This is a genomic window from Paenibacillus sp. YN15 (assembly GCF_003285005.1).
Classification (GTDB): domain Bacteria; phylum Bacillota; class Bacilli; order Paenibacillales; family NBRC-103111; genus Paenibacillus_AR.
On the sequence record NZ_QMFA01000001.1, the window covers coordinates 429,935 to 455,045 of the forward strand.

Genomic DNA, 25,111 nt, shown 5'->3' on the forward strand with positions numbered 1-25,111 from the left:
CTCCAAGTCCGTTTAGGTTACGACTTCACTCCAACTCTAAGTCCGTTCCAACCCAATGCTAGTCCAAGTCCGTTCCGCACTTGCTCTAACTCAACGTTACTCCGAGCTTACCCTGGTCCCTCTACTCCAACTCAAACATCCGATTGACGTTTATCCCCCGGTCTCGTTCACACCTTATCCACAGAAACAAAAGTAAACGGATGCTATAATAAAAATAAACAAAGACAAGGAGGAATGAAAGGGTTTCCATATCATACGTTTGCATTTGAAAAATATTTACTATCAGTTTGAAATTATTATTCAAAACGAAACAAAACCATGTTAGAATGATCTCGTATAATCATTTTCCCATTGCGGACAAAGATGAAGGAGGCATATGGCATGGTGGCGAATCGTTGGGTAATGGAACAAGCGGCAGGATTAAAGCCGGGGTTGGATGAACTGGTGTACCGCTCGAATCTGCTGGGCTCTGACCGCTCAGTAGCCAACTGGGGCGGCGGCAATACTTCCATGAAGACCGTTGTTGAGGATTTTCGCGGGCGTCCCGTCAATGTCATGTGGGTGAAAGGGAGCGGCTCCGACCTGGCAACCATGAAGGCGGGCCACTTTACCGGACTAAGGCTGGATGACATCGCCCCGCTGTTTGAGCGGGAGGATATGAGCGACGAGGATATGGTGGCATATCTGGCCAACTGCATGATCGACTCCAAACATCCCAGAGCCTCCATCGAAACTCTGCTCCATGCCTTTTTGCCTTTTCAGCATGTGGACCATACCCATCCCGATGCCATTATCGGCCTGTGCTGCGCCGACAACGGCAAGGAGCTGGCGCGGGAAATTTACGGTGACCGGTTCGTCTGGGTGCCGTATATCCGCCCGGGCTTCCGGCTCTCCCGGATGATCGCCCAAGGCGTGCGGGACAACCCCAAAGCCGAGCTGGTGCTGATGGAAAAGCACGGCCTGGTCACCTGGGGCGACACCTCCGAGGAATCCTACCGGAAGACGTTGGCGATTATCGGCGAAGCGGAAGCCTATATTGAGGCCCGGGTGAAGGAAGAGACCCTGTTCGGCGGCCTGAAGACAGAGGCCCTTCCGCCGGAGCGGCGCCGCGAGATCGCAGCCGCTGTAATGCCGGCCATCCGCGGCGCGGTCAGCGACGGCAAACGGATGATCCTCACCTTCGATGACGGCGAGGATGTGCTGCGGTTTGCCGGCAGCCGGGATGCGGCGAAGCTGTCCCAGGTGGGCGCGGCTTGTCCGGACCATCTGGTGCACACCAAGATGAAGCCGCTGCTGGTGGATTGGGACCCGGCCTCCGGCGATGCGGCCGCCCTGAAGGAAACCCTCAAGGCAGGCATCAGCCAATACAAGGAAGAATACAAGGCTTACTTCGAGCGCAATAAGAATGAAGGCGACAAGATGTTCGAGCCTGCGCCCCGGGTTATCCTGATTCCCGGCGTGGGCATGATCAATACCGGCAAGAGCCAGACAAACTCCCAGGTCAGCGGCGCATTGTACCACCGTGCCATCGCCGTTATGCGGGGAGCCACCACCTTGGGCCAATTCGTTTCCCTTAGCGAAAACGAATCGTACAACGTGGAATATTGGCCGCTGGAATTGTATAAGCTGACACTGGCCCCGCCGGAGGCGGAATTCTCCCGCCAGGTGGTGCTGGTCACCGGCGGCGCAGGCGGCATCGGCAGCGCTACCTGCCGCAGACTGGTCAAGGAAGGGGCCCATGTGGTCCTGGCCGATCTGAATCTGGAGGGAGCGGAAAAGGTGGCCCAAGAGTTGAACGGGCAATATGGCCCGGGCCGCGCCTTCGCCGTCAAGCTGGATGTCACCAAGGAGGACCAGGTGGCGGAGGCCTTCCGCGCCGCGGCGCTCCAATACGGCGGTGTGGATGTGGCGGTGAACAACGCGGGCCTTGCCACCTCCAGCCCCTTTGCCGAAACCACGTTGGATGAATGGAACCTCAATATGAATGTCCTGTCTACCGGCTATTTTCTGGTTGCCCGGGAGGCCTTCAAGGTGATGAAGGAGCAGGGCACCGGCGGCAGCATGGTCTTCGTGGCTTCCAAGAACTCCGTCTACGCCGGCAAAAACGCCTCCGCCTACAGCACGGCCAAAGCAGCCGAGGCCCATCTGGCCCGCTGCATTGCCGCGGAAGGCGGCGAATTCGGCATCCGGGTCAACACAGTGCTGCCGGACGCCATTCTGCAGGGCTCGGCCATCTGGAATTCCCGGTGGCGGGAGGAGCGGGCGGCCGCATACGGCATAGCCCCGGACCAATTAGAGGAATATTACAAAAAACGCACCACGCTCCTGGTTAATATTTACCCGGATGACATTGCGGAATCCATCGCCTTCCTGGCCTCCTCCAGGTCGGCCAAAACCACTGGCTGCATGATTACGGTAGACGGCGGAGTGCCTGCAGCGTTCACCCGGTAATAAGCCTTGCGGCGGAGGGCAACAATAATCAGGCATGGGCTGTCCGGTTCCCCTGTGAGAAGCAGGCGCTCCGGCGGCCCTTTGCCGCAAAAGGCGGTGCACGTTACGATGAAGAAGGAAACACATGTATTGGCATTTGATTTGGGTGCGAGCAGCGGCAGAGCCATGGTCGGCACCCTGGACAAAAGCGTTCCCGAAGCAGCCGTATTGCGGCTTGCGGAGGTTCACCGTTTTCCCAATGAGCCTGTGCAGGCGGGGCCCCATCTGTACTGGGACATTCTCCGGCTTTTGCATGAGCTGAAGCAGGGCTTCCGCAAGGCAGCCGAGGGCCGGGCTATTGAAAGCTTCGGCATCGATACCTGGGGAGTGGATTACGGGCTTCTTGGGGAAGACGGGGAGCTCTTGGGCAACCCGTACCATTACCGGGATGCAAGAACGGATCACACAGTAGAGAAAGTCCATGCTATAATAGGAAAAAATGAGTTGTTCCAAGCGACGGGTCTGCAGCCCTTGACCTTCAATACTCTGATGCAGCTCCATGCGGCGGTGGAGCAGAATTCCGTGGCGCTCCGCGAAGCGAAGGAGCTGCTGTTTATTCCCGACCTGCTCTTGTACCTCCTGACCGGGGTCAAGCAAAGCGAATATACCATTGCCTCCACCTCCCAGCTGCTCAAGGCGGGCACCCAGGAGTGGGATAAGGAGCTGCTGGCCAAGCTGGGCATCCCGGCGGATATTCTTCCCCCGGTGGTCATGTCCGGGCAGACGGTGGGCGAGCTGACCGAAGCTATCCGCGAGGAGCTGAAGCTTCCGCCCATCCGCGCCGTAGCTGTGCCGGAGCATGATACCGGCGCCGCGGTAGTGTCCGTTCCCGTGGATACGGACGAAGAGGTGGCATATCTCATCAGCGGTACCTGGTCCCTGTTCGGCACCGAGCTGGCAGAGCCGCTGCTGGACCCGCGGGTATTGCCTTTGGGCTTCTCCAATGAAGGGGGCATGGGCGGGACGGCGCGGACCCTGAAGAATATTATGGGCCTTTGGCTGATTCAGGAGTGCAAGCGTTCCTGGGATCAGGCCGGAGAAAACCATTCCTTCGCCGATCTGGTGGTGCTGGCGGACAAGGCGCCTGCCTTCCGGTCCTTCATCAACCCGGACGATCTGTTGTTCCTGCCGCCGGGAGGCATGCCGGAGCGGATTCAGGAATATTGCCGCCGCACGGGCCAGCCGGTGCCGCAGAGCATCGGCGAGATTACCCGCACCATCTACGAGAGCCTGGCGCTGCAATACCGCCTGGTGCTGGAGCGGCTGGAGCATCTGGGCGGCATCCGCTATCCCCGTCTGCACATGATGGGCGGCGGCATCCAGAACAAGCTCCTGTGCCAGATGACCGCTTCGGCTATCGGCAGAGAGGTGTGGGCCGGTCCGGTGGAGGCCAGCTCCTTGGGCAATGTGGCGGCGCAGCTGATCGCTTTGGGCGAGGTGGCGGATATCCGCGAGGCCCGCAGCCTGATCAAGCGCTCCTATCCGGTGGATACCTATGAGCCGCAGGAGCAGGAGGCATGGGAGGCGGCGTACAGGAGATTTCTTGACGCGACGGAGCAATCTCTGATTCCAGAAGAATAAAGGAGACATACACATATGCTGGTGGCGGAGCGGCTTCAAAAAATCGTACAGCTCGTAAATGAGCGCGGCAGCATACGGGTGACCGAGCTCAGCGATTTGTGCGGGGTTACGGAGGAAACCATCCGCAAGGATTTGGATAAGCTGGAGGCGGAGGGCAAGCTGATGCGCAGCCACGGCGGCGCAGTCAGCGTGCAAGATACCCAGCAGGAATCGCCGTACTTCGTGCGGGAAACCACCAACGTGGAGGAAAAGAAGCAGATTGCTATGGCGGCGGTTGGCCTCATCGAGCCGGGGGACCGGATCATCCTGGACGCCAGCACCAGCGCCTGGTGGATCGCCCGTTATCTGCCGGATCAGCCCTTGACGGTGCTGACCAATTCCATGAAGGTGGCCCTGGAGCTGGCGGCCAAGGAGAAGATTCAGGTAGTGTCCACCGGCGGCATTCTGGTTTCCAATTCCCTGTCCTTCGTGGGTCCCCTGACGGAGCGGTCTCTGGACACCTACCATGTGGATAAAATGTTCCTGTCCTGCAAGGGGCTTCACCTAACCAAGGGCATTACGGAGCCCAATGAGCTGCAAGGGCTGGTGAAGCGCAAGATGATCCGGCAGTCGGATAAGGTGTACCTCTTGGCGGATTACAGCAAGTTCGGCGTCCGGTCCTTCACCCATGTGGCCGACTGGAGCGAGATTCACCATCTGGTCACCGACGCCAAAAGCGATCCGGCTATCATCCGCCAGATCCGGGAGCAGGGCATCGACGTGACGCAGCTGGAGGGGTAAAAACCTTTGTTTTTTCAAGCCAAGCAGAACCGACGCTTTCCTCTCAAATGAATGCTTTTATCGGAAAAGACAGCGAAAACCGCTGTCTTTTTTTGATCGTTCGAGGATAAGGCCGGGGAGTTTCGTTAGAAAACCAAGATGGCGGTTTTTCCGCTTTAACGGTCTCTCAGTTCCGCTACGCGCCGCGCGCTATCGATGGATAGGTGCGCCAAGGGTATGCGTAAAGGGGCGGGAGACAGCGCGGATGGTCCCGGCGCGCCTGGACGTTCCGGGCCGCAGCTTATGATCTCCAAGCCCTACCCGCGCCGGAAAGGAAGCGACAAAATAACCGTTTCTTTTACAAAAAACTTACCTGATAATAACAAATTGATGAAAATCATGTGCTACTCTTAAAGCGATTTCCATAACTTGCGTTTCGAGAGGAGCCGGTTGGGATGGAAGAAGTCGGAACCAAATACAATGTTACGCGGGTAAATCGGTTTAATGTGCTTCTGACCTGGGTGCTCTCCACGTTATTGTCCGTGCAGGCCTTTATGACCTCGGGCGAGTACGGGCTGAAGGTGATGCTGTGCACCTATGGGGCTTCACTGGTGGCTACCGCCGCTTTCCTGCTGAACAAAAGGTGGGCCAGACTGGAGGGGGTTGCCGCCGTAGTGATTCCGCTCTCCATCGCCGCGGCCTCCAGCTATCTGTCCGTTATGGAACGGGGCGCCCCTTCGGCGCGGGTTTTTATTGTCTATGCCGCCACCTTTGCCATGACCGCCATGTACTTCCGGCCCAGAGCCGTCCTGGTCTACGGGGGCTTGCTGAATCTGCTTGCCGCAGGCTTATACCTGGCCGATCCTGTAGGCCTCATGGGACCGGGGTACACGGCGGATGATTTCCGCACCCGGCTTCTGTGTCTCGATTTGTCGCTGGTTATTTTCTATTTTTTGGCCAAGTGGGGGAAGGATTATGTGCGCTCCGCGCTGCATAAGGAGCAGATTGCGGAGCAGCTTGTCAAGGAATTGACGGAGACTGCCCGCGCCATCCGGGAGCATGCGTCGGTGCTGAAGGAGAGCGTGGAACGCTCCTACCTGTTTCTGGAAACCATTAAGGAATCCAGCCAGCAAAGCACCGTTGCCGTTGACCGGATGGCCCAGGGCATCAACGAGCAGGCGGAAAGCACCGGGCGGATGGTGCGCCTGACAGAGGAGGTGGCCGCGGCCGTCGAGCTCAACCGGCAGATTACCAAGGATGCCGCCGCCATATCGGGAACCATCCGGGAATCCGTTCTCCGCAACCAGATGGGAATCCAGGATATGTCCGGCCAGATGAACACGATTCACCTGGCTGTCCGCACGGCGGAAAGCAATATGGATGAGCTGAACGACAGCATGGCCAGCATCCATTCGGCTTTGACGGGGATAACGTCCGTTGCGGCGCAAACCAAAATTTTGGCCCTGAACGCCAATATTGAAGCCACCCGGGCGGGCGAGGCAGGGCGGGGCTTTGCGGTGGTGGCGATGGAGATCCGCAAGCTGGCGGAGGCAAGCGGGGACATTGCCCGGGAGATTACCGGCATTGTAGGGGAGGTGCTGGGCAAAACGGCAGCCGCCCACAAGCGGATCAAGAACGGCAGCGCGGCGGTGGAGGCGGGCAACGATATTATGGCCCAGGTGGCGGACAGCTTCCATCTGCTAAAGGAGCTGTCGGAGGAAATTTCCCGCAGAGTGGAGCAGGAGGAGGTGCAGGCCGAACAGATCGGGGCTGCTTTCTTCGAGGTCAAAAGGCAGCTGGAGGCCATATCCGTTATCTCAGTGGACCACGCCGCGTCAACCCAGCAGCTGCTGGCATCCGCAGAGGAGCAGAACTCCAAGATCGTCCAGGTTTCCGGGGAGATGGGGGAAATGAACGCGCGGAGCCGGGAGCTGGGAGGACTGGTAGAGAACATGTCGCACAGATAGGGGAGGGAAATGATGGAGCTGTTTGCCAATGAGTGGTTGAGCTTGAGCGAGGAAAATGGAGCCGTATGGATTCAGGTGGAAAAGCCGGGGTTCGCCATGAAGGATTTTGAAGCGGTGCTGGACCAAGTTCCCCGGCTGACCGTAACCAAATTCGCCAATTTGCAGCTGGCGTTGGGCGAGTCATCCGGCGGCAGGCTGGAGATCGGACAGCTGAAGCCGGCTATTGAGGTAACTGTCAGCAAGGACTTTATGAAGGCCTCCGTCAGGCTGAATCTGACGCCGGAGGAATTGGAGCGGGAGAGAGAACGGCTGCCCGCCCGGTTGATCGAAGCCCTTCAGGCACACGGCGTTGTCCACGGGATATTGTATGATGTGCTGAACGGCGGCATGGTGGCCCGCGAAAAGCAAACAGTGGCCTTGGGGACAAGCCCGGTGCCAGGGACCGATGCGCAGCTTGCCTACTTTGAGCTGTCTCCCCGGCGTCCGGTGATCCGGGAGGACGGGAATGCGGATTTTTTCGAGCTGCAATTCATTGATGAGGTGAAGCCGGGAGATTGGCTGGGGGAGAAAATTCCCGCTACCGCCGGAACGGATGGACGCAATCTGGCCGGGGTGGCGCTGCCTGCCAAACGGGGCAGGGATATGCCCCTGAAGTACGACGCCCATACTGTGCTGGAGCAGCAGGAGGGGGACAAGCTGGTCCTCCGTGCCCGTTCCTCCGGAGCTGTCAAGAAGGCGGCCGGCAAAATTTTTGTTCAGGAGATGCTGATCATTGCCGGTGATGTGGGCCCGCAGACGGGGAACATCAGCTACGACGGGAATGTCCAGATTCGGGGAACCGTTCTGGACGGCTTCACGGTCACGGCAACCAAGGATATTTCCGTGCTTGGGGAGATCGGAGTCGGCGCCGTTGCGCGAATTGAATCTCTGGAAGGGGATGTTTACATTAAAGGCGGCATATTCGGCCGGGAGAAGGCGGTGGTCCGGGCCGGACGCAGCGTCTTTTTGAAGCATGCAAAAGACTGCGTCATTGAAGCGGCGGAGAATATCCATGTGGGGCTGTACGCCATCAACTGCCGGTTGAAATCCCGCTATATCCACCTGGACAAGCGGAAAGGAAGGCTGATCGGCGGGGAGGTGCAGGCCAAGATCAAGCTGGTGGCCGCTTTTATCGGCAATGAATCCGAATCCCTCACCAAGGTGTCTGTGGAGGGCTTCGACCGCAGCGCTATTCTGAAGAAGATGGATTCGCTTCTGCAGGAGTACAAAAAAGCTTTGGCCAGCTTGGAGCATATGAGGAGAGAGATGGATATTTATGAAGGCTACGAGGAGCTGCTTAAGCATTCGCAGAAGAAGGAGTATCTGGATTTCGGCATCCGGTACGAGCAAACGGTGGAGCGGGTTATGGAGCTGGAGGAGGAACGGTTGAAGCTGGCCGCCTATATGAGCACAAAGGGAGACGGGGAGGTTACAGTTATGTTGAAGGCATTTCCCAGGACGATGCTGCAGATCAAGGAGATTGGAAGGCAGATCGAGCGAATCACCGCCGGCAGCTTTTATGTGGAGAAAAACACATTTTTTCATGAATAGGGGTGAGGACGCTGGCTGTGGAATGGAACGACCGCATGTCTTACCGGTTTGAGGCGCTGCTGTTGGCCATTGAGCTGTTTACCCAGCGCTTCGATACAGGGCAGCTTGCCTGTTTTTCCTTTGATTTCGTAAATGAAATTCTGACCCTGAATGGTTCCCTGCTGTTTATCCGCGATTCCGGCCGCTTTGTCATGAAGAAGAAACGTCTTTACCGGGAGCTTGAGACGTATTCCATAGAGGATTCGGAGGAGCTGAGGCAGCTTCCCGTGTTGCGCGGCCATGTCCTGACCAAGGAGGTGGAGCAGGTTCTTCCGGCCGGGGATGTGGAACGGCTGCAGCCCCGCTGGATGATGCCCTTGATCATTGACGACCGGCTCCACGGGTTCATTCTGTCCGACGGCAATCATGCCGGGGAATTCTCCGATTCGGATCTGATTCTGTCCGGTGCGGTCATGCGGCTTATCAACCACTCCTTGGAGAACAGCGCCCACCTGATGGAGCTGCTTCAGTCCAACAGCCGGCTGGACCAGAAAAACTTCAATTTGTTCGCCATTAACCAAAGCACCCGGGTGATGCTGTCGGAGCTTTCCTTGAGCAAGCTGCATGAAACGGCAACGGATATTTTCAGCGAGGTCACCACCAGCAAAATCACCGCCTTCGGCATTGTCGATCCCGCCACCTTGCGCCTGACCATAACGGGCTTCCGGGATGTGCTCTCCTATTCCCGGTTTTTTGGCGATTTTCAATTGAGATATACGCGCTACAACGGGCCTGCTGTCCTTCATATCGAGCGGGACCGGGAGCTGTTGGAGGAGCTGTTTGTGGATTGCGGGCATTTCCAACGGCTGGAAGCGGAGTTTATTGTGCTCATTGCCAAAACCCATATTATGGGGATGGTGACGCTGAGCAAACCCGTTAACGATCAGCGCCAATATGATGATGGCATCTTCGAGCTGGTGGAATCTCTGGCCAATTCCGCCGTTGTGGCCATTTCCAACGCGGTTTCGTACCAGGAGGCGGATTACCAGCGGGCCAGCGCCCAGAAGCAGCTGCGGCATCTGCAAACCTTGAACAGGCTTGTGAAAAATGTGAATGAGGTTTCCTCGCCGGAGGAGCTCTGTTATTTTACAATGAAAACTCTTCATCTGGCCTTTGGTCTGAAAAAGGCGTTTATCGCCTTAAGGCAGGACGGCGGGTATACGGTGCAGGAGGCGGTGGGGTTCGGGGAGACGGACAATCCCGTTGGACGTTTTTTTCTCGCTGTGGACGAGGTGCCGCCTGCGCTTCTGGAGGGAACCGCCATTGTCGATTACACCCGCGCCGGGGCAAGGCGGCATCTGCCCAAGGAAACGGCGGCGTGGACCGGGGAGGCTGCTTGCCTGGTCTGGGCTCCGCTGGCTGTCAAAAACCGGGTGGTGCTGATGGATGACCCGTATCCGTTGGGCTTTCTGGTGATTCTGGAAACGGAGGGAAGCCTGCTGGAGGAGGAGGTGCTGCTGATCGAAACGGTAGCGGGCAATATTGCGCCGGTGCTGCATCAGATGAAGGTGGCCCGGTCCCTCCGGGAGAATCTGGTCCGGGATGAGCGGAAGGCCCTGCTCCAGGCGCTGGAGGCGGATATCCGCAACCGGGAGGAATATGGGATTCCTTTTTATGTGGCGCATAAGCCTTATGCCGTTGCTCCTTTCGGCCAGGCTCACCCTCTGGAGACGGAGGGGAGCAGTCTGCCCGAGGATGTCCGGCTGTTCGGGTTTGACGGGCATCTGTTTGCCCTGTCCGCCCGGCCCCTGACCGCAGACGGCTGGACGGAGATTCCCGGCGTTGCCGGTCCGGAGTCGCTTATGGCGTTTCCGTATCCGTGCGGCTGCCATCCCTGATTCCGGCTTGCCCGCATGCGGCTCTTTCGCCACTGGCGGTGGCTCTTTGGCCATGTGCGATCTAACGGCGGTCAGTGCGCTTATTTGGCCGAAAAACGGCATTTTTCTATTCTAACGGCGGTACGCGCACTTATTAAAGCCCAATCGGGCAGGACGCCGCTCTTTTTCCCGAAATAGCAGCTATGGCCGCCGTTAAAAATGAAAATGGAGCCTGTTCACGGGAATAGCGGCTGTGGCTGCCGTTAAAGTGCCCCGAGGAAACCTCAGGCGGTGGTGCGGTGTTTTCGTATATAACGAAGAAGGGAGCCCCCTCTGTCTGAAAAAAGGTTGCAGGAACGGCGTTTTTTCGGCACAATAGGGGAAATATGGTTTGGAGCAAAAGGGGAGTTGCACATGTACGGGGCACCATTGTCTGCCCATGCCCGGAAAATCATGCTGTTGGGCGCAGGCGAGCTTGGCAAGGAAGTTGTGCTGGAGGCCCAGCGGCTGGGCATTGAAACCATTGCGGTGGACCGCTACGAGGGAGCGCCTGCCATGCAGGTGGCCCACTGCAGCTATGTAGTGGACATGCTGGATGGAGCAGCCCTCCGGGAGCTGATTCTAAAGGAGCGTCCGGATCTAATTGTGCCGGAGATTGAGGCTATCGCCACCGAGGAGCTGATCCGGCTGGAGGAGGAGGGCTTCCGCGTCATTCCCACCGCCCGAGCTTCCCGGCTGACTATGGACCGGGAGGGCATCCGCAGGCTGGCGGCGGAAACTCTGGGGCTTCCCACAGCAGGCTATGCCTTTGCCGACAGCCTGGACGAGCTGAAGGCGGCCGTGGCGCAAATCGGCACGCCCTGTGTGATTAAGCCGGTGATGAGCTCCTCCGGCAAGGGGCAGAGCGTCTGCCGCAGGCCGGAGGATGCGGAGCGCTCCTGGACCATGGCCCTGGAGGGGGGCCGGGGCCGGAAAACCCGGGTGATCGTGGAGGAGTTTATTCCCTTCGATTCGGAAATTACCCTTCTTACCGTCCGCTCCGTGAGCGGTACGGTGTTCTGCCCGCCTATCGGCCATGTGCAAAAGGACGGCGATTATATTGAATCCTGGCAGCCTCATGCCATGACGCCGGGCCAGATCGAAGCGGCGGAGGAGATTGCCGGTCAGGTGACGGAGGCTCTTGGGGGCTACGGCCTCTACGGCGTGGAGCTGTTCCTGGCCGGCGACCGGGTGATCTTCAGCGAGGTGTCCCCGCGGCCGCATGATACGGGAATGGTCACCATGGCGACCCAGGACCTGTCGGAGTTCGCCCTCCATGTCCGGGCTATTCTGGGCTTCCCGGTGGAGGGAGTCCGCCAGTTGTCCCCTGGTGCATCCCGAACGCTGAAGGCCTGGCAGGAGTCCCGGAATTACCGGATCGGCGGGCTGGAGCAAGCGCTGGCGGTGCCCGGCACCCAGGTGAGGGTGTTCGGCAAACCTGAAACCAAGGTGGGCCGCCGCATGGCCGTGGCAGTCAGCGCCGCGGATACGGTGGAGGAGGCAAGAGCCCGAGCCGAAGAGGCGGTTGGCCGGCTGTCCATCGAGTATCATTGAGGCTTTTCAGACATCGCAGACGGCGATGATTATCTCGACAGCCGCGCCATTGTGTGGTAAAGTGATCGCATAAATCTTTTATTTTTATCCGGATGCGAAGTACGCGCCGGCCGACCTCCTTGCAAGGGGGCGGCTGGCGTTTTTGCATTTTCTGACCCTTTTTGGGGAGCAAGCGCGCCGGACGGTATGATATACTGGAGGTAACCCAATATGATGGCACCCAGGAAACGAAAGAAGCCCCGCCGGCAGGTGCGGCTTGACCGCATGATGCGCCTGCTGTTCCGCCTGTCCCATCGGACGGTGGTGCGGCTGATTAATGGATTGTTTGATGAAACCTTCGATCCCGCTGACGTGAAGCTGGTTTATGAAGACGCGAAGCCGCCTGCCGCGGAAGGAAAAAGAGCGGCGAATCGCGGCGGCGTTTCAGGGCTTGAAGGAAACCATGGGCCAGACCCTGGAGCAGCTGAGGCTGCTGCATGAGGAGCAAGATGAAGCGTCAGGCCCGCCGGGAAGGTTGGGCAGAGGGCAAGATAGAGGGAATCAAAGAAGGCGAACACAGAGGCAAGTTGGAAGTCGCAACCAAGCTGCTGCATAGTGGAATCATGACGCTTCCGGAAATTTCGGATGTCACCGGTCTTTCTCTGGAGCAAGTGTCACAGCTGCAAGAAGAAAGAAAAGCCACTGCAAAGTGAGAACCGGTGACGACCTGATGTTTTGGAAACCGGCCGGACGAGGGAGAAGGCTCCCTTATCCGGCCGCTTTCTTTTTTGGGGGACAAATTACAGATGCGGATACCTTCTATGCTCCACCAGATCGATAGCGCCCAGCACCATATGGGCCAGGCCAAACCCCATAACAGCGGTGGAAACCATGGGGTATTTGCCCTTCGCCCGGAAGGCGGCTCCGGTGGCGGTGACGGCAGTACCCAGAACAGTAGGGATCAGTCCTTCGCGCATGAATGAATCGCTCCTTTTGATATAAGATAATGTGGTTGACGGCTATAGGATTTGAAGAAAAGCCCGTCTATATCCGATGCAAGCATTGGCAGCAGCAGGATCATTTGCCGTCCGGCAATTTTCCGGCTATAATGAATTATAAATTATAATTAGTCTAAACAAGGGGGCTTAACATGAAGGCGCCGGTAAAGCAAATTGCCTTAAAGGAATGGGCTTCCGCCATCAAGGCCTTGCGGGAGGGCAAGCAAATTCTGGTGCTGCGCAAGGGCGGTATCGTTGAGGAAACCCGGGACTTCCAGGTGGAAAGCCACCATTTTTATTTATATCCCACCTATGAGCACCAGAAGCGGGAGCTGTTGAAGGAAGCCGAGCAGCATGCGGTGGATGAAACCCTTGCCGGATGGTCCCCCGATGCTGCGGAGGTGGAGCTGACCGCTTACGCCGATGTCGCGGAGGACATTGAAGTGCTGGACCAGGAGCAGCTGGATAGACTGTCCGGCTTCCATATCTGGACGGATACCTTTGCCGAGGAGCGGTTGAAGTGGAAGAGGAAAAATCCCCTCCATGTGCTTCTGCTGCGAGTCTATCAATTGGAGGAGCCTGTGTCCGTTCCCATCCGTCCCGACTATCTGGGCTGCAAATCCTGGGTGGAAATCGCCGATCCAATGCCCGAGGTGAAGAAAACGCCGGTCCTGACCGATGAGGAGTTCGCCCGCCAATGCGATTGCCTGAAATCAGCGCTGGCCGCGTCAGATGCAGCCGGCAGCCGACAATAGCTTTGCGCAAGCCGCTAAGCCTTGGATCTTTTGGCTGCAGTCGGGCCGGGAGAACAGGGCTTATTTTGAGCAAATATAAGCAAAGAGACTTTCCAAACATCAAAGTTGAGAAAATTATTCAGTTGCCCTTTATTGATTCATCATGGTGCGCTATAATATTCCTATATTCGATTGAGAATCAGTGATAATCACAAAAATCCGTTATTAAATAAAAACTATTTTACGCAACCGGAGGGAAAATCCATGTCGAATGTGCCTGTGTTGACAATCAGCGATTTGAAAGCAAGCGTGGAAGGCAAGGAAATCGTAAAGGGTCTCAGCCTGGAAATCAAGGGCGGCGAGGTTCACGCCATCATGGGTCCCAACGGTACCGGCAAAAGCACATTGTCCTCGGCTCTGATGGGCCACCCCAAATACGAGGTAACCGACGGCACCGTAACGCTGAACGGCGAGGACGTGCTGGAGATGGGCGTGGATGAGCGGGCCCGGGCAGGTTTGTTCCTGGCTATGCAATATCCCAGTGAAATCACCGGCGTCACCAATGCCGATTTCCTGCGCAGCGCCATCAACGCACGCCGCGGGGAAGGCAATGAAATTTCCCTGATCAAATTTATCCGCCAGATGGAAGCAAAGATGAAGGAGCTGGACATGAACCCCGAGTTCGCCCACCGCTACCTGAATGAAGGCTTCTCCGGCGGCGAGAAGAAGCGCAACGAGATTCTCCAAATGATGATGATCGAACCGAAGATCGCCATTCTCGACGAGATTGACTCCGGTCTTGATATCGATGCTCTGAAAATTGTGGCCGCAGGCGTCAACGCTCTCCGCAGCCCGGAACGGGCTTTCCTGATTATTACCCACTATCAGCGCCTTCTGAATTATGTAACGCCTGATTTTGTCCACGTGATGATGCAGGGCCGCATTGTGAAGTCCGGCGGTCCCGAGCTGGCCGAGCGCCTGGAGGCGGAAGGTTATGATTGGGTGAAGGAAGAGCTGGGCATTGTGGATGAAACTGTCGGACAGGAAGTATAGAGAGAGGAAGTGGAGATAAAGCGATGAGCATACAAACTGTTCTTCCTATAGACAGCGGCGCGGTTCAGGCGCTGTCGGAGCGCAACCGGGAACCGCAATGGATGAAGGAGCTGCGGCTGAAGGGCCTGGAGCTGGCGGAAACTCTGGAGCTTCCTTTCCTGGAGAAAACCCGGCTTGACCGCTGGAATCTCGGCGCATACGGCAGCTATCAGCCTGCCGCCCCGGTTCAATCGGTGTCCGAGCTTCCTGAGGAGGCCAAAAGCCTGTTCGGCGAAAGCTTCTCCAACAGTCTCCTGATCCAGCGGAATTCCGGCGTTGCCTATTGTCACCTGTCTGAAGCAGCTTCCGCCCAAGGGGTGCTGTTCACCGATTTGGAGACGGCTGTCCGCGAGCACGGCGATCTGGTGCAGCAATATTTCATGAAGGCTGTGGCCCAGGATGAGCATCAGCTGGCCGCATTGCACAGCGCAATCTGGAGCGGCGGCGCATTCCTGTATGTGCCGAAGAATGTCCAGGTGGAGCTGCCGGTGCAGGCCCTGTTCCTGGCCGAAGGGGCGGACGCCGCTTGCGCGCCCCATGTCCTGATTGTAGCCGAAGAGAACAGCTCGGTAACCTATGTGGAAAATGTGATTTCCGCAGGCGTCACCGGAGAGCGTGTGGTTAACGGTGTGGTGGAGGTGTTCGCCAAGGCGGGCGCCAAGGTAAGAGCCGCTTCCATCCATAACCTGGGCCATGGTCTGACAGACCTGTCCTACCGCCGCGCCATTGTGGAGAAGGATGCTGCCGTGGAATGGGTTATCGGGGAGCTGAGCAGCGGCAATGCCGTATCCGATACGACGACCCTGCTCAAGGGAGACGGCTCCGTCTCCGATACCAAGGTGATCTGTGTAGGCACCGGCGAGCAGCGGCTCAGCCTGACTACCCGGGCGGTCCACTTCGGCAAGATGTCCGAAAGCGATATGATTACCCGCGCCGTGATGAGGGATGGGGCGACCGCCATCATCAACGGCATTACCAAAATCGAGAAGGGCGCCACCGGGGCCAACGGCCAGCAAACGGAGAAGGTTTTGATGCTGTCTCCCAACGCCCGTGGCGACGCCAACCCGATTCTCCTGATCGACGAGGACGATGTTAAGGCAGGCCATGCCGCCAGCGTCGGCCAGGTGAATCCCGAGCAAATCTACTATTTGATGTCCAGAGGCATTCCGAAGGAAATTGCACAGCGCTTGATCATCTATGGCTTCCTTGCCCCTGTGGTGTCTGAAATCCCGATTGCCAAAATCGAAGACCAACTGCAGCGGCTGGTCGAAAGGAAGCTGGAGCAATGAATGCCAAGGAAATCCGCAAGCTTTTTCCCATTCTGAACCAGGAAATCAACGGCCATCCCCTTGTGTATCTGGACAGCGCCGCCACCTCCCAGAAGCCCCTCTCCGTGATTGAGGCCGTCAAGCATTATTACGAATGGGATAATGCCAATGTCCACCGGGGAGTCCATACTCTGGGCTCCCGGGCGACGGACGCTTACGAGGGGGCGCGGGAAAAGGTCAGGCGGTTCCTGAACGCCCGCCATACGGAGGAGATTATCTTTACTCGCGGCACCACCACGGCGCTGAATCTGGCAGCGGCCAGCTATGCCAGAAGCATCTTGCGCGAAGGGGACGAGATTGTGATCACCCTGATGGAGCATCACAGCAATCTGATCCCCTGGCAGCAGGTGGCCAAAGCTACCGGCGCTGCGCTGAAATATATTCCCCTCCAGCAGGACGGGAATATCGCCCTGGCGGATGCGGAGAGCACCATTACCGATAAAACCAAGGTGGTTGCGGTAGCGTATGTATCCAATGTCATGGGTGTGGTGCATCCGGTGAAGGAGCTTGCGGCTATTGCCCACCGTCACGGCGCGGTGATGGTGGTGGACGGCGCTCAATCCACCCCCCACATGAAGGTGGATGTGCAGGAGCTGGATTGCGACTTCTACGCTCTGTCCGGGCACAAGATGTGCGCGCCTACCGGCATCGGCGCTCTGTACGGCAAGAAGGAGCTGCTGGAGAAGATGGAGCCCGTGGAGTTCGGCGGCGAAATGATCGACTTTGTGGATCTGTACGATTCCTCCTGGAAGGAGCTTCCCTGGAAGTTTGAAGGCGGCACCCCGATTATCGCGGGAGCGGTAGGGTTGGGGGCAGCCATCGATTTCCTCGAAGACATCGGAATGGATCACATTCACGACCATGAGGAAAAACTGTCGGCCTATGCCATGGGCGTGCTTTCGGAACTGGAAGGGCTGACGATTTACGGTCCCCGGGGCAACAAACGTCCGGGTCTGGTCACCTTCAATCTGGAGGATGTCCATCCCCATGATGTAGCCACCTTCCTGGATGCGGAAGGCATTGCCGTCCGGGCCGGACACCACTGCTGCCAGCCGCTGATGCGCTGGCTGAAGGCCTCCGCCACGGCAAGAGCCAGCTTCTATCTGTACAACACGGAAGAGGACATCGACCGCTTGGCGGAATCCCTCAGGCGGACAAAGGAGTATTTTAGCGATGCAATTGGATGATTTGTACCGCCGGGTCATTATGGATCATTATAAAAACCCCCGCAATAGGGGGCATTTTGAGGATAATGGTGTAACGATTGACTTGCATAACCCCACCTGCGGCGACCGGATTTCCCTGCAGCTGAAGGTGGAGGACGGCGTTGTGAAGGAATCCCGGTTTACGGGGGAGGGCTGCTCCATCAGCATGTCCTCCGCCTCCATGATGACCGAAGCAGTCAAGGGCAAAACTTTGGAGGAAGCGCAGGCCATGGCCGAGCAATTCTCCTGTCTGATGAAGGGCGAGCCGGTGGAATTCGAGTATGAGGACCTGGAGGCACTCTCCGGCGTCAACAAATTCCCGGCCCGGATCAAATGCGCCACATTGGCGTGGAACGCGCTCCGCAAAGGAGTCGAGCAGTCCAAATAAGGAGGGGATTCGTCATGGCGAAGCAGATGCCAGAAATGGAAGATTATAAATACGGCTTCCGCGATGAGCACAAAGCCGTGTTCCAGAGCGGCAAGGGGCTTACACCGGAGATTGTCACCGAAATTTCCAAGATGAAGAACGAGCCGGACTGGATGCTGGAATTCCGCCTCAAGTCCCTCGAGCTGTTCAACAAAATTCCGATGCCCCGTTGGGGCGGCGATCTGGATGATCTGGATTTCAACGACATCCAATATTATGTGAAGCCCGCCGAGAAACAAGGGAAAACCTGGGAAGAGGTTCCTTCCGAAATCAAGGAAACCTTCGACAAGCTGGGCATCCCCGAGGCGGAGCAGAAGTTCCTGGCGGGTGTATCTGCCCAGTATGAGTCCGAGGTTGTGTACCACAGCATGCAGAAGGATCTGGAGGAGCAAGGGGTTATCTTTATGGATACCGACAGCGCCCTCCGGGAGCATCCGGAGCTGTTCCGCAAATATTTCGCTACCGTGGTTCCCGCCGCGGACAACAAGTTCGCCGCCTTGAACAGCGCCGTCTGGTCCGGGGGCAGCTTCATCTACGTGCCCAAGGGCGTCAAGTGCGAAATTCCGCTGCAGGCGTACTTCCGCATCAACTCGGAGAATATGGGCCAGTTCGAGCGGACCCTGATTGTTGCCGATGAGGACAGCTTTGTCCACTATGTGGAGGGCTGTACCGCGCCAATCTACAGCACCAACTCCCTGCATAGCGCCGTGGTGGAAATCCTCTGCTTGAAGAACGCCCGTGTCCGGTACACCACCATCCAGAACTGGGCGCCCAATATCTACAACCTGGTGACCAAACGCGCCGTTGCCGAAGAAAATGCCACCATGGAATGGGTGGACGGCAATATCGGCTCCAAGCTGACCATGAAGTATCCGGCGGTTGTCTTAAGAGGCCGCGGCGCCAAGGGCAGTGTGCTCTCCATCGCCGTTGCCGGCAAGGGGCAGCACCAGGACGCAGGGGCGAAGATGATCCACCTGGCCCCGGAGACCACCTCCACCATCGTGTCCAAGTCCATCTCCAAACACGGCGGCAAGGTGACCTACCGCGGCTTGAGCTCCTTCGGACGCAACTCCCAAGGCTCCAAAGCCAACATCAAGTGCGACACCCTGATCATGGATAAACAATCCACATCAGATACCATTCCCTTCAACGAGATCATGAACGACAATATCACTCTGGAGCACGAAGCTACCGTGTCCAAGGTATCCGAGGATCAGCTGTTTTACCTCATGAGCCGCGGCCTCACCGAAGCCGAAGCCACCCAGATGATCGTCATGGGCTTCATCGAACCCTTCACCAAGGAGCTGCCGATGGAGTATGCGGTGGAGATGAATAGATTGATCAAGTTCGAGATGGAAGGCAGTATAGGGTAAAATAAAGTACCGAGTAACATAAATGAAAAAGCGAAAACGTCCGGTTTCCGGGCGTTTTTTTTACCACATCAGAATGTTTAAGTTCTTTACAGCGCTAAAGCGCGTAAGATAAACATTCTGATTGGCGATAAAAACTTCCGCTAAACGCGGTCGCTCATCTTCGAGATACTCCGATAGGAGTTTTTCTCATATCCAAAAGCATGGGGGCCTTTTCTCATCTTGCCGCGCCGCGTTCTGCGAATCATCCTCTAATCTGGTTTGCAAGCGCGCAGGCCTGCGTCCTTGTGTAAACGGAGAGTTCAGGCGGGAATAAGCGGCAAAGGGCGCTGGTCTGGTGCTAACGGCGGTGGGAGCCCTTATTTCGGCAAAAACACCGCTTCCAAACATCTAACGGCGGCTACAGCCGCTATTGGGGCCGATTACTCCGCTGCAAGCCCTTTTTTAGCCTAATAGGGGCTCCTGCTTCCGTTAGATTGGGCCGCGCCCCCGTTTTGGAGCCAATAGAGGCTCTCACCGCCGTTAGGAATCGGCATGTGAAGTCGAACAAATAGGCAAAGGCGCGGTCAAGCACTGGTTTAGGGGTAGAGCCTTTACAGAAGGTATCCAAATGTTCGGAGCGGAGGCGGGTAAAGGGAGGGTTGGATCGTGGTCAAGCGAAAATCCAGATATTTCTATTAGAAAATATGTCCAATATCTATTATAGTAATGGTATAATCTGCTTTGGAAAGGTGCTCAGATGGTACTCGCTGCATATCTGGTTTTAGGCTTCCTCGATACGTTGGCCATTCTGGCAATCATGTTTAAGCTATTCAGGATACCGTTTTTTGAATATTTCAAGGAGCATGTAGCGTTGTCGGCCATCATTGCCTGTTCTTCTTACCTGTTTAGAGTTGAGGTTGGCTCATCCACGCTTGATATGATTGCCCAGATCTCTATGTATATTGGATTTTTGATCTTTGTGATTAAGATCCGGATTGTCAAATCAGTCATCATCGCCTGTGCCGGCTACAGCGCATTCGCAGCCATCCAGGTGATTATCTCAGTTCCCATCTTCTTAAGCGGTTTCATGAATAGCGCAGTAGTGAAGGATGCCTTTGGAATGGACATCAATATCATACAAGTGGTTTCAGAACTCATAACCTTCCTCATCTGCTTCATTCTCCATAAGAAACAATGGGGATGGTCGTATGTGATCCGTCCTCCCCATGATTTTTTTGTGAAGGAACCGTCCAATCCCTTGGAGAAGAAGCTGCTTGTTGTGGCTGTTGTAGTGATGCTGAGCTTCCTCGCAATTTTTATAGCCTATCAGCATGTTTCCTTTTACCTGGTAACTGCGATAAACATAGTTTGCTATTTGTGGCTTTACATGATTTCCAGAATGAGGGATTATTATGATGCCAGACGTAGTAGAATGGACCGCCTACCACCTAATAAAATGGAAGAAAGGCTCTGAACCGGATGAAAGCGATGAGGAGACGTATCAGGGTCTCTCCTTCCTCATAAGCAATTGCTCCGTTATATTCTTAAGTTTGGCTATTGCTTTCTTTACCGGGAACCTTGTTGAATGTGTCTTTGCCATAGCGGCTTTCTGGACAACCAGAATGGTCACAGGCGGCTTTCACATGAAAACATTAACGGGTTGCGTCGTGTTATCGGTGTCCATTTTCACGGTTATTTCTTATCTGGAGATTCCGGATTCATATTTCCTTTATTTCCTGGTTCCAGCTTTAATCATTATTGCTATTTGGCGTGATAAAGAGGAGCAAATCAATCTGAAGCACATTTTGGTCATATGCGGATTTGCCGCCATACTTCTCGGGTTATTCATTGTTCCATCCACGGTGGCTTTATCTATATGTATCCAGGCCCTTACTTTATTTGGAAGGAGGTGAGAGTATGAATAAGAAGCCGGTTGTAAGCCAAAAGAAGAATCTCTTGGCGGGATTGCGCAAAGGTGTGTTGGGAAACCAAGTGAAGCCGATGAAATCCCTCAAGAAGTAAGGAAGTAAAAGCGTATGAAGATGACAGGAGTCAGACTTTACAACAGAACTGGCGATGATACCGATTTTGTAGAGTTTGACTTGAAGACGGATTTAATGTTTATTGAACTAAGCAAAAAAGCTTTATACAAAAAGCTGCCCCATTCCATACCGGATAAAACCCCCATTTTTCATACTACCCACGGTCCGCTGATTACGATTATGTCGCTGCAGACCTTCTGGGTTATTCTTAAAGGTGTGGGGTATGAATTTCTGAATCCTTCACAACTGGTCAATATGAGCTTTGTGGAGGAGATCGTTATGGGAGATTACGGGGGATGCGATGCCATTTTGAAGGACCGGCAGAAAATAAGTGTTTCAGGGCCTATGCAGGAAAAATATAAGCATCTGATAAAAAGACCTGGTAAAATCTAGGTCTTTTTATTTTGGGCGCATATTATATCAGTAAAAGTTTGTAAAGTAAAGAAGTTTCGGGTAATACTCGATAGCAGGAAATATATCGACAAAATTCAACAGCGGCGATTGTAATTATTTTGTATATTGAGTACATGGGAATTTTATTCCATTGTTTCCCAAGTATTGTTGGTGAATTGGGGATATCCTAAATGCTGTGAATGGAGGATGGGAATGATAGAAGCGAAGGTGCGAAGAGCTATCATTGTCGATGAACATCCGCTTATGGCACAGGCAACGATAGAACTTCTTAATCAAATTGGAAATATTGATGTGGTAGGGGTGTCCAAATCCTGCAATCAGGGCATAAGCGAGATTCAGCAATGGCAGCCGGACCTCCTGATTATGGATTACAGAAAAGACATCACTTCAAATATATTGACGGAAATTAGGGAGGCTTGTCCCGATTTAAAAATAATCATTTTTACAGGCATTCCTATTGATCAAGTTGCCCCCGAAGTGTTTATGCAAGCCAATGGGGTGGTTTCCAAGGAAGAGAGTCATGACTCGGTAAGGCAAGCATTTTTATGCGTAATGAATGGATACTATATTGTGCCGGAATCTGTCCAGAAGCAGCTATCCTTTACCGGCCGCTTCGTTGACATGGAGTTGAGTGAAGAAGAGGTAGCCATTATGAATCTGATTCTGCAAGGATGCACGTTGAATAAAATTGCGGAGCAGGTTTTTTTGAGCAAACGTTCCGTTGACAATTATCAGAAGCGGATTTTTCAAAAGATGGGTGTCAGCAACAGAACGCAAGCCATTGAATTATTTATGAGGTCCCGATACTACAGAAAGTGATTGAGCGGAAATTTCTCCTTCTCCAAAGAAGGCGGAAAGCATAGAGGCAGACTGGAATTCTGCATGATGTATGTCCATGAAGAGGCTGCCGGATATTTGAAGCTGAATATCAATGATGCCCAATCCAAAAGAATTTGGATCCGGCATCAATTCCATAGACATTAGTTGAACAGCCGATTGTTTATATTTTCCGCTTGCATAAGAACATGTATTCGTGCATATAATACGAATATATGTTCTTATTTTTTGGAGGCGGTCAGGATGGAAAAGTATGTGGGCCAAACCGTCACGATTATTTATCAGGACAAATCGGGAGCGTTCAGCAAACGCCGGGTCCGGGTGCTGGCGGTGGATGGCGGCAGGATCAAGGCATATTGCTATTCCGCAAGGGGGCCGCGGCTGTTTCTGGCCGAGCGGATTATGGCTGTGCAGCCGGCGGCATAACCACAAAAAGAGCAGGGAGGACGGAATCCCCTGCTCTTGAAAATTGAATTTAGTGTCTCTTGCCGGTTTTTGGCTTGGCGGTATGGTCTGCCCCGCCTTGGTGCTCCAGCGCTGCGAGGAGCTTGTCGCCCTCCACGTCCAGATTGGGCAGAAGACGATCCAGCCGTTTGGGCAGCCACCAGGCTTTGTCGCCGAAGATGGCCATGGCGGCGGGAACCAGCGCCATGCGGATGATAAAGGCATCGATCAAAATGCCGATAGCCAAGGCAAACCCTATTTGCTTGATCATGATGTCCGGCGACAGCACGAAGCCTGCGAATACGGATACCATGATGACTGCAGCCGCCACTACTACCCGGCTGGCCTGATTGTAGCCGTGGTTCACGCTTGCTGCGCCCCGATGGCCGTGGACGTAGGATTCGCGCATGGAGGAGACCAGGAAGACCTGGTAGTCCATGGCCAGACCGTACAGAATGCCTGTTACCAGGATGGGGATAAAGCTTAGCAGCGGGCCGCCGGTGTCAAACCCGAACAGCTCCTTCATCCAGCCCCATTGGAATATGGCGGTTGTAATGCCGAAGGTGGCCAGCACACTGAGCAGGAAGCCCACAGTGGCTTTGATCGGAACAAGCACGGACCGGAAGACCAGCAGCAGAATAATCAGGGATAGGATGACGATGATGCCGATATAAACGGGGAAAACCTCTCCCAGCTTGGAGGACATATCGATATTGATGGCCGTAAAGCCGGTTACGCCCAGCTTTACATGGTAGGTCTGGGCGAGGGCCGAGTCGGCGTCGCGCAGATTGGTAACCAGGTCCTTGGTGGCCTCGTCAGTGGGGCCCGTGCCGGGAATAACGCTCAGAATAGCCACACTGCCGTCCGGCTTCATGCCAAGCGGGGATACCACCGACACATCGGGCACCTTCTGGATATCCTGGACAAGCCCCCCAAGAACCTGGGGCGTGATGGCTTGCGAGGGGTCCTGAGGCTCCGCCACAATTACCAGCGGTCCGTTGAAGCCTTCGCCGAACCCTTTGGAGATGGCGTCGTAGCTTTGACGTTGGGGGGTGTCCAGATTCGCTGTGGCGCCTGACGGCATACCCAGCTTCATCTCCATAGCCGGTATGGCCGCGGTGCCCAGGATCACAATAACGACTACAATGACGGCCCACCGGAATTTGATGACTCCCTTCACCCATTTGTCGGCCGCCCCATGCTCCTGGCCGGCTGCAGCCTTCGTGCGCGCCTTGTCCCGGGCTTTGGCGGAGCAGATGCGTTCACCCACCAGACCAAGCAAGGCGGGCAGCAGGGTAAGAGCAATCAGCACATTGAAGAAAACCGTTACCGAGGCAATCAGCGCCATGATGCTCAGGAACGAAATGCGGATAACCAATAATCCGCACAGCGCAATGATCACCGTAAGGCCGGCGAAGAATACGGCGCTGCCGGCTGTACCTACCGCGCGGCTTGCCGCTTCCCGGGCGGTCAGCCCATGGTCGAAGATAAGGCGGCGCTGCCGGTTGACGATAAAGAGAGAATAATCGATCCCCACAGCCAGCCCCACCATCAGAGCCAGAACCGGAGTAATGGATGTCATGGCGACAAAGCTGGAAAGGGCAAAGGCGCCTCCTACGCCGATGGCAACCCCCACCAGCGCGATCAGAATCGGCAGCCCTGCCGCCACGACGGAGCCAAGGGTCATAATCAGGACAACGGCTGCAAGGATCAGGCCGTATACCTCATTGGAGCCGATGGCCACCTCGGCGTCTCTTAGGCTGTCGCTGGGCAAGGCCTGGATGCCGGTGCCGCTCTCCGCTTCCGTCACGGCCTCTACGATGGCATCGGTAACACCGGAGGGCAGGGAGGTTTGCTGCACGGTAAACTGGAATTGGAACAGCGCCACACTGCCGTCTGTGGCGATGAGCACGCCGGGGACGGGAAGCCCGTTTACCATCAGCGGACCGTAAGGCGGCATTTGGGCAGCGGCGGCAGCACCGGCAGCCCCGGCGGCATCAGCCCCGCCGGCCGCTCCTTGGGCGCCTGCGGCTTGCCCCGCCTGCGCGCCCTGCTGCTGCGAGGAGCCGGCAGCGGCAGCCAATTCCGCCGGATTAATAACATAATCCATGGTGTACACCTTGTTCACCGCGTTGGTTATGGCAGCTACACGCTCAGGCGTATCCAGACGTTCTCCCGCGGGGGCGGTAAAGACCACACTGGCTTGCCCGCCGGAGGCTTCCGGCAGCTCTGTCGCCAGTTTATCCAGCACCTTTTGCGATTCGGTGCCTTCCATTTTGAACTCGCTGCTGATATGAACGCCGTTGAAGCCCAGCAAAGCAAGGACGACGGCAAGCACTATGATCCAGGCGCTGATAAAATACCAGGGCTTGTCATAGGCCTTTCTTCCGATTTTGTACAAGAATGTAGACATTGCGGTATAG

At 55.7% G+C, this 25,111-nt stretch carries 22 protein-coding genes; 20 read left to right on the forward strand and 2 right to left on the reverse strand.

The features are described 5' to 3' along the window. The first annotated feature begins 363 nt into the window (after positions 1-363). From DQG13_RS01370 to DQG13_RS01410, 9 genes are all read left to right on the forward strand, one after another. The gene (locus DQG13_RS01370) at positions 364-2,451 is read left to right on the forward strand and encodes a bifunctional aldolase/short-chain dehydrogenase (protein ID WP_258525404.1); all 2,088 of its coding nucleotides are present in this window, start codon (positions 364-366) and stop codon (positions 2,449-2,451) included. A gap of 108 nt (positions 2,452-2,559) precedes the next feature. Beyond that, complete coding sequence (locus DQG13_RS01375; RefSeq protein WP_113017560.1) at positions 2,560-4,071, forward strand: rhamnulokinase; 1,512 nt, start codon at positions 2,560-2,562, stop codon at positions 4,069-4,071. A 15-nt stretch (positions 4,072-4,086) separates the two neighbouring features. Further along, positions 4,087-4,851: a DeoR/GlpR family DNA-binding transcription regulator gene (locus tag DQG13_RS01380; protein WP_113017561.1), complete on the forward strand. Its 765-nt coding sequence runs from the start codon at positions 4,087-4,089 to the stop codon at positions 4,849-4,851. Positions 4,852-5,285: 434 nt separating this feature from the next. Then, positions 5,286-6,797, forward strand: a complete 1,512-nt coding sequence (locus DQG13_RS01385; protein ID WP_113017562.1) for a methyl-accepting chemotaxis protein — start codon at positions 5,286-5,288, stop codon at positions 6,795-6,797. A gap of 9 nt (positions 6,798-6,806) precedes the next feature. After that, entirely contained in the window at positions 6,807-8,387 is a 1,581-nt protein-coding gene (locus DQG13_RS01390) for a flagellar assembly protein A (protein ID WP_113017563.1), read from the forward strand. 17 nt (positions 8,388-8,404) lie between these two features. After that, positions 8,405-10,264: a hypothetical protein gene (locus tag DQG13_RS01395; protein ID WP_146767078.1), complete on the forward strand. Its 1,860-nt coding sequence runs from the start codon at positions 8,405-8,407 to the stop codon at positions 10,262-10,264. 393 nt (positions 10,265-10,657) lie between these two features. Next, positions 10,658-11,836, forward strand: coding sequence for a formate-dependent phosphoribosylglycinamide formyltransferase (gene purT, locus DQG13_RS01400; protein ID WP_113017565.1), 1,179 nt, complete (start codon positions 10,658-10,660; stop codon positions 11,834-11,836). 210 nt (positions 11,837-12,046) lie between these two features. Further along, positions 12,047-12,316 (forward strand): hypothetical protein, encoded by a 270-nt coding sequence (locus tag DQG13_RS01405; protein ID WP_113017566.1) that lies wholly within the window; start codon positions 12,047-12,049, stop codon positions 12,314-12,316. Between the two features lie 8 nt (positions 12,317-12,324). Beyond that, positions 12,325-12,528 (forward strand): hypothetical protein, encoded by a 204-nt coding sequence (locus tag DQG13_RS01410; RefSeq protein ID WP_220094313.1) that lies wholly within the window; start codon positions 12,325-12,327, stop codon positions 12,526-12,528. Positions 12,529-12,615: 87 nt separating this feature from the next. On the opposite strand, the gene DQG13_RS01415 is transcribed toward DQG13_RS01410, so the two are convergent. Then, positions 12,616-12,792, reverse strand: a complete 177-nt coding sequence (locus tag DQG13_RS01415) for an asparagine synthase (RefSeq protein WP_113017568.1) — start codon at positions 12,790-12,792, stop codon at positions 12,616-12,618. 173 nt (positions 12,793-12,965) lie between these two features. Here DQG13_RS01415 and DQG13_RS01420 point away from each other — a divergent pair, with 173 nt between their 5' ends. The 11 genes from DQG13_RS01420 (at position 12,966) to DQG13_RS01470 (ending at position 22,670) form a co-directional block, all read left to right on the forward strand. Then, positions 12,966-13,568 carry a DUF1802 family protein gene (locus tag DQG13_RS01420; protein WP_113017569.1) on the forward strand — a complete coding sequence of 201 codons (603 nt, stop codon included), beginning with the start codon at positions 12,966-12,968 and terminating at the stop codon, positions 13,566-13,568. A gap of 243 nt (positions 13,569-13,811) precedes the next feature. Next, positions 13,812-14,600 (forward strand): Fe-S cluster assembly ATPase SufC, encoded by a 789-nt coding sequence (sufC, locus tag DQG13_RS01425; RefSeq protein ID WP_113017570.1) that lies wholly within the window; start codon positions 13,812-13,814, stop codon positions 14,598-14,600. Positions 14,601-14,623: 23 nt separating this feature from the next. After that, complete coding sequence (gene sufD / locus DQG13_RS01430; RefSeq protein WP_113017571.1) at positions 14,624-15,928, forward strand: Fe-S cluster assembly protein SufD; 1,305 nt, start codon at positions 14,624-14,626, stop codon at positions 15,926-15,928. Continuing rightward, positions 15,925-17,154, forward strand: a complete 1,230-nt coding sequence (locus DQG13_RS01435) for a cysteine desulfurase (protein WP_113017572.1) — start codon at positions 15,925-15,927, stop codon at positions 17,152-17,154. The genes sufD and DQG13_RS01435 overlap by 4 nt, the downstream gene beginning before the upstream one ends. Continuing rightward, positions 17,141-17,560, forward strand: coding sequence for a Fe-S cluster assembly sulfur transfer protein SufU (sufU, locus tag DQG13_RS01440; RefSeq protein WP_113017573.1), 420 nt, complete (start codon positions 17,141-17,143; stop codon positions 17,558-17,560). Before DQG13_RS01435 ends, sufU begins: the two co-directional genes overlap by 14 nt. A gap of 14 nt (positions 17,561-17,574) precedes the next feature. Beyond that, positions 17,575-18,972, forward strand: a complete 1,398-nt coding sequence (gene sufB, locus DQG13_RS01445) for a Fe-S cluster assembly protein SufB (protein WP_113017574.1) — start codon at positions 17,575-17,577, stop codon at positions 18,970-18,972. A 736-nt stretch (positions 18,973-19,708) separates the two neighbouring features. Next, a complete protein-coding gene (locus tag DQG13_RS01450; protein ID WP_113017575.1) occupies positions 19,709-20,425 on the forward strand; it encodes a hypothetical protein in 717 nt (238 codons plus the stop codon). Beyond that, positions 20,364-20,864 (forward strand): accessory gene regulator B family protein, encoded by a 501-nt coding sequence (locus tag DQG13_RS01455; protein ID WP_113017576.1) that lies wholly within the window; start codon positions 20,364-20,366, stop codon positions 20,862-20,864. The genes DQG13_RS01450 and DQG13_RS01455 overlap by 62 nt, the downstream gene beginning before the upstream one ends. 123 nt (positions 20,865-20,987) lie before the next feature. After that, positions 20,988-21,386: a hypothetical protein gene (locus DQG13_RS01460; protein ID WP_113017577.1), complete on the forward strand. Its 399-nt coding sequence runs from the start codon at positions 20,988-20,990 to the stop codon at positions 21,384-21,386. Between the two features lie 213 nt (positions 21,387-21,599). Next, positions 21,600-22,226 (forward strand): response regulator transcription factor, encoded by a 627-nt coding sequence (locus DQG13_RS01465; RefSeq protein WP_181592503.1) that lies wholly within the window; start codon positions 21,600-21,602, stop codon positions 22,224-22,226. Between the two features lie 261 nt (positions 22,227-22,487). Continuing rightward, positions 22,488-22,670, forward strand: coding sequence for a hypothetical protein (locus DQG13_RS01470; RefSeq protein WP_113017579.1), 183 nt, complete (start codon positions 22,488-22,490; stop codon positions 22,668-22,670). Positions 22,671-22,719: 49 nt separating this feature from the next. On the opposite strand, the gene DQG13_RS01475 is transcribed toward DQG13_RS01470, so the two are convergent. Next, positions 22,720-25,101: an MMPL family transporter gene (locus tag DQG13_RS01475; RefSeq protein ID WP_113017580.1), complete on the reverse strand. Its 2,382-nt coding sequence runs from the start codon at positions 25,099-25,101 to the stop codon at positions 22,720-22,722. Between the last annotated feature and the right edge of the window lie 10 nt (positions 25,102-25,111).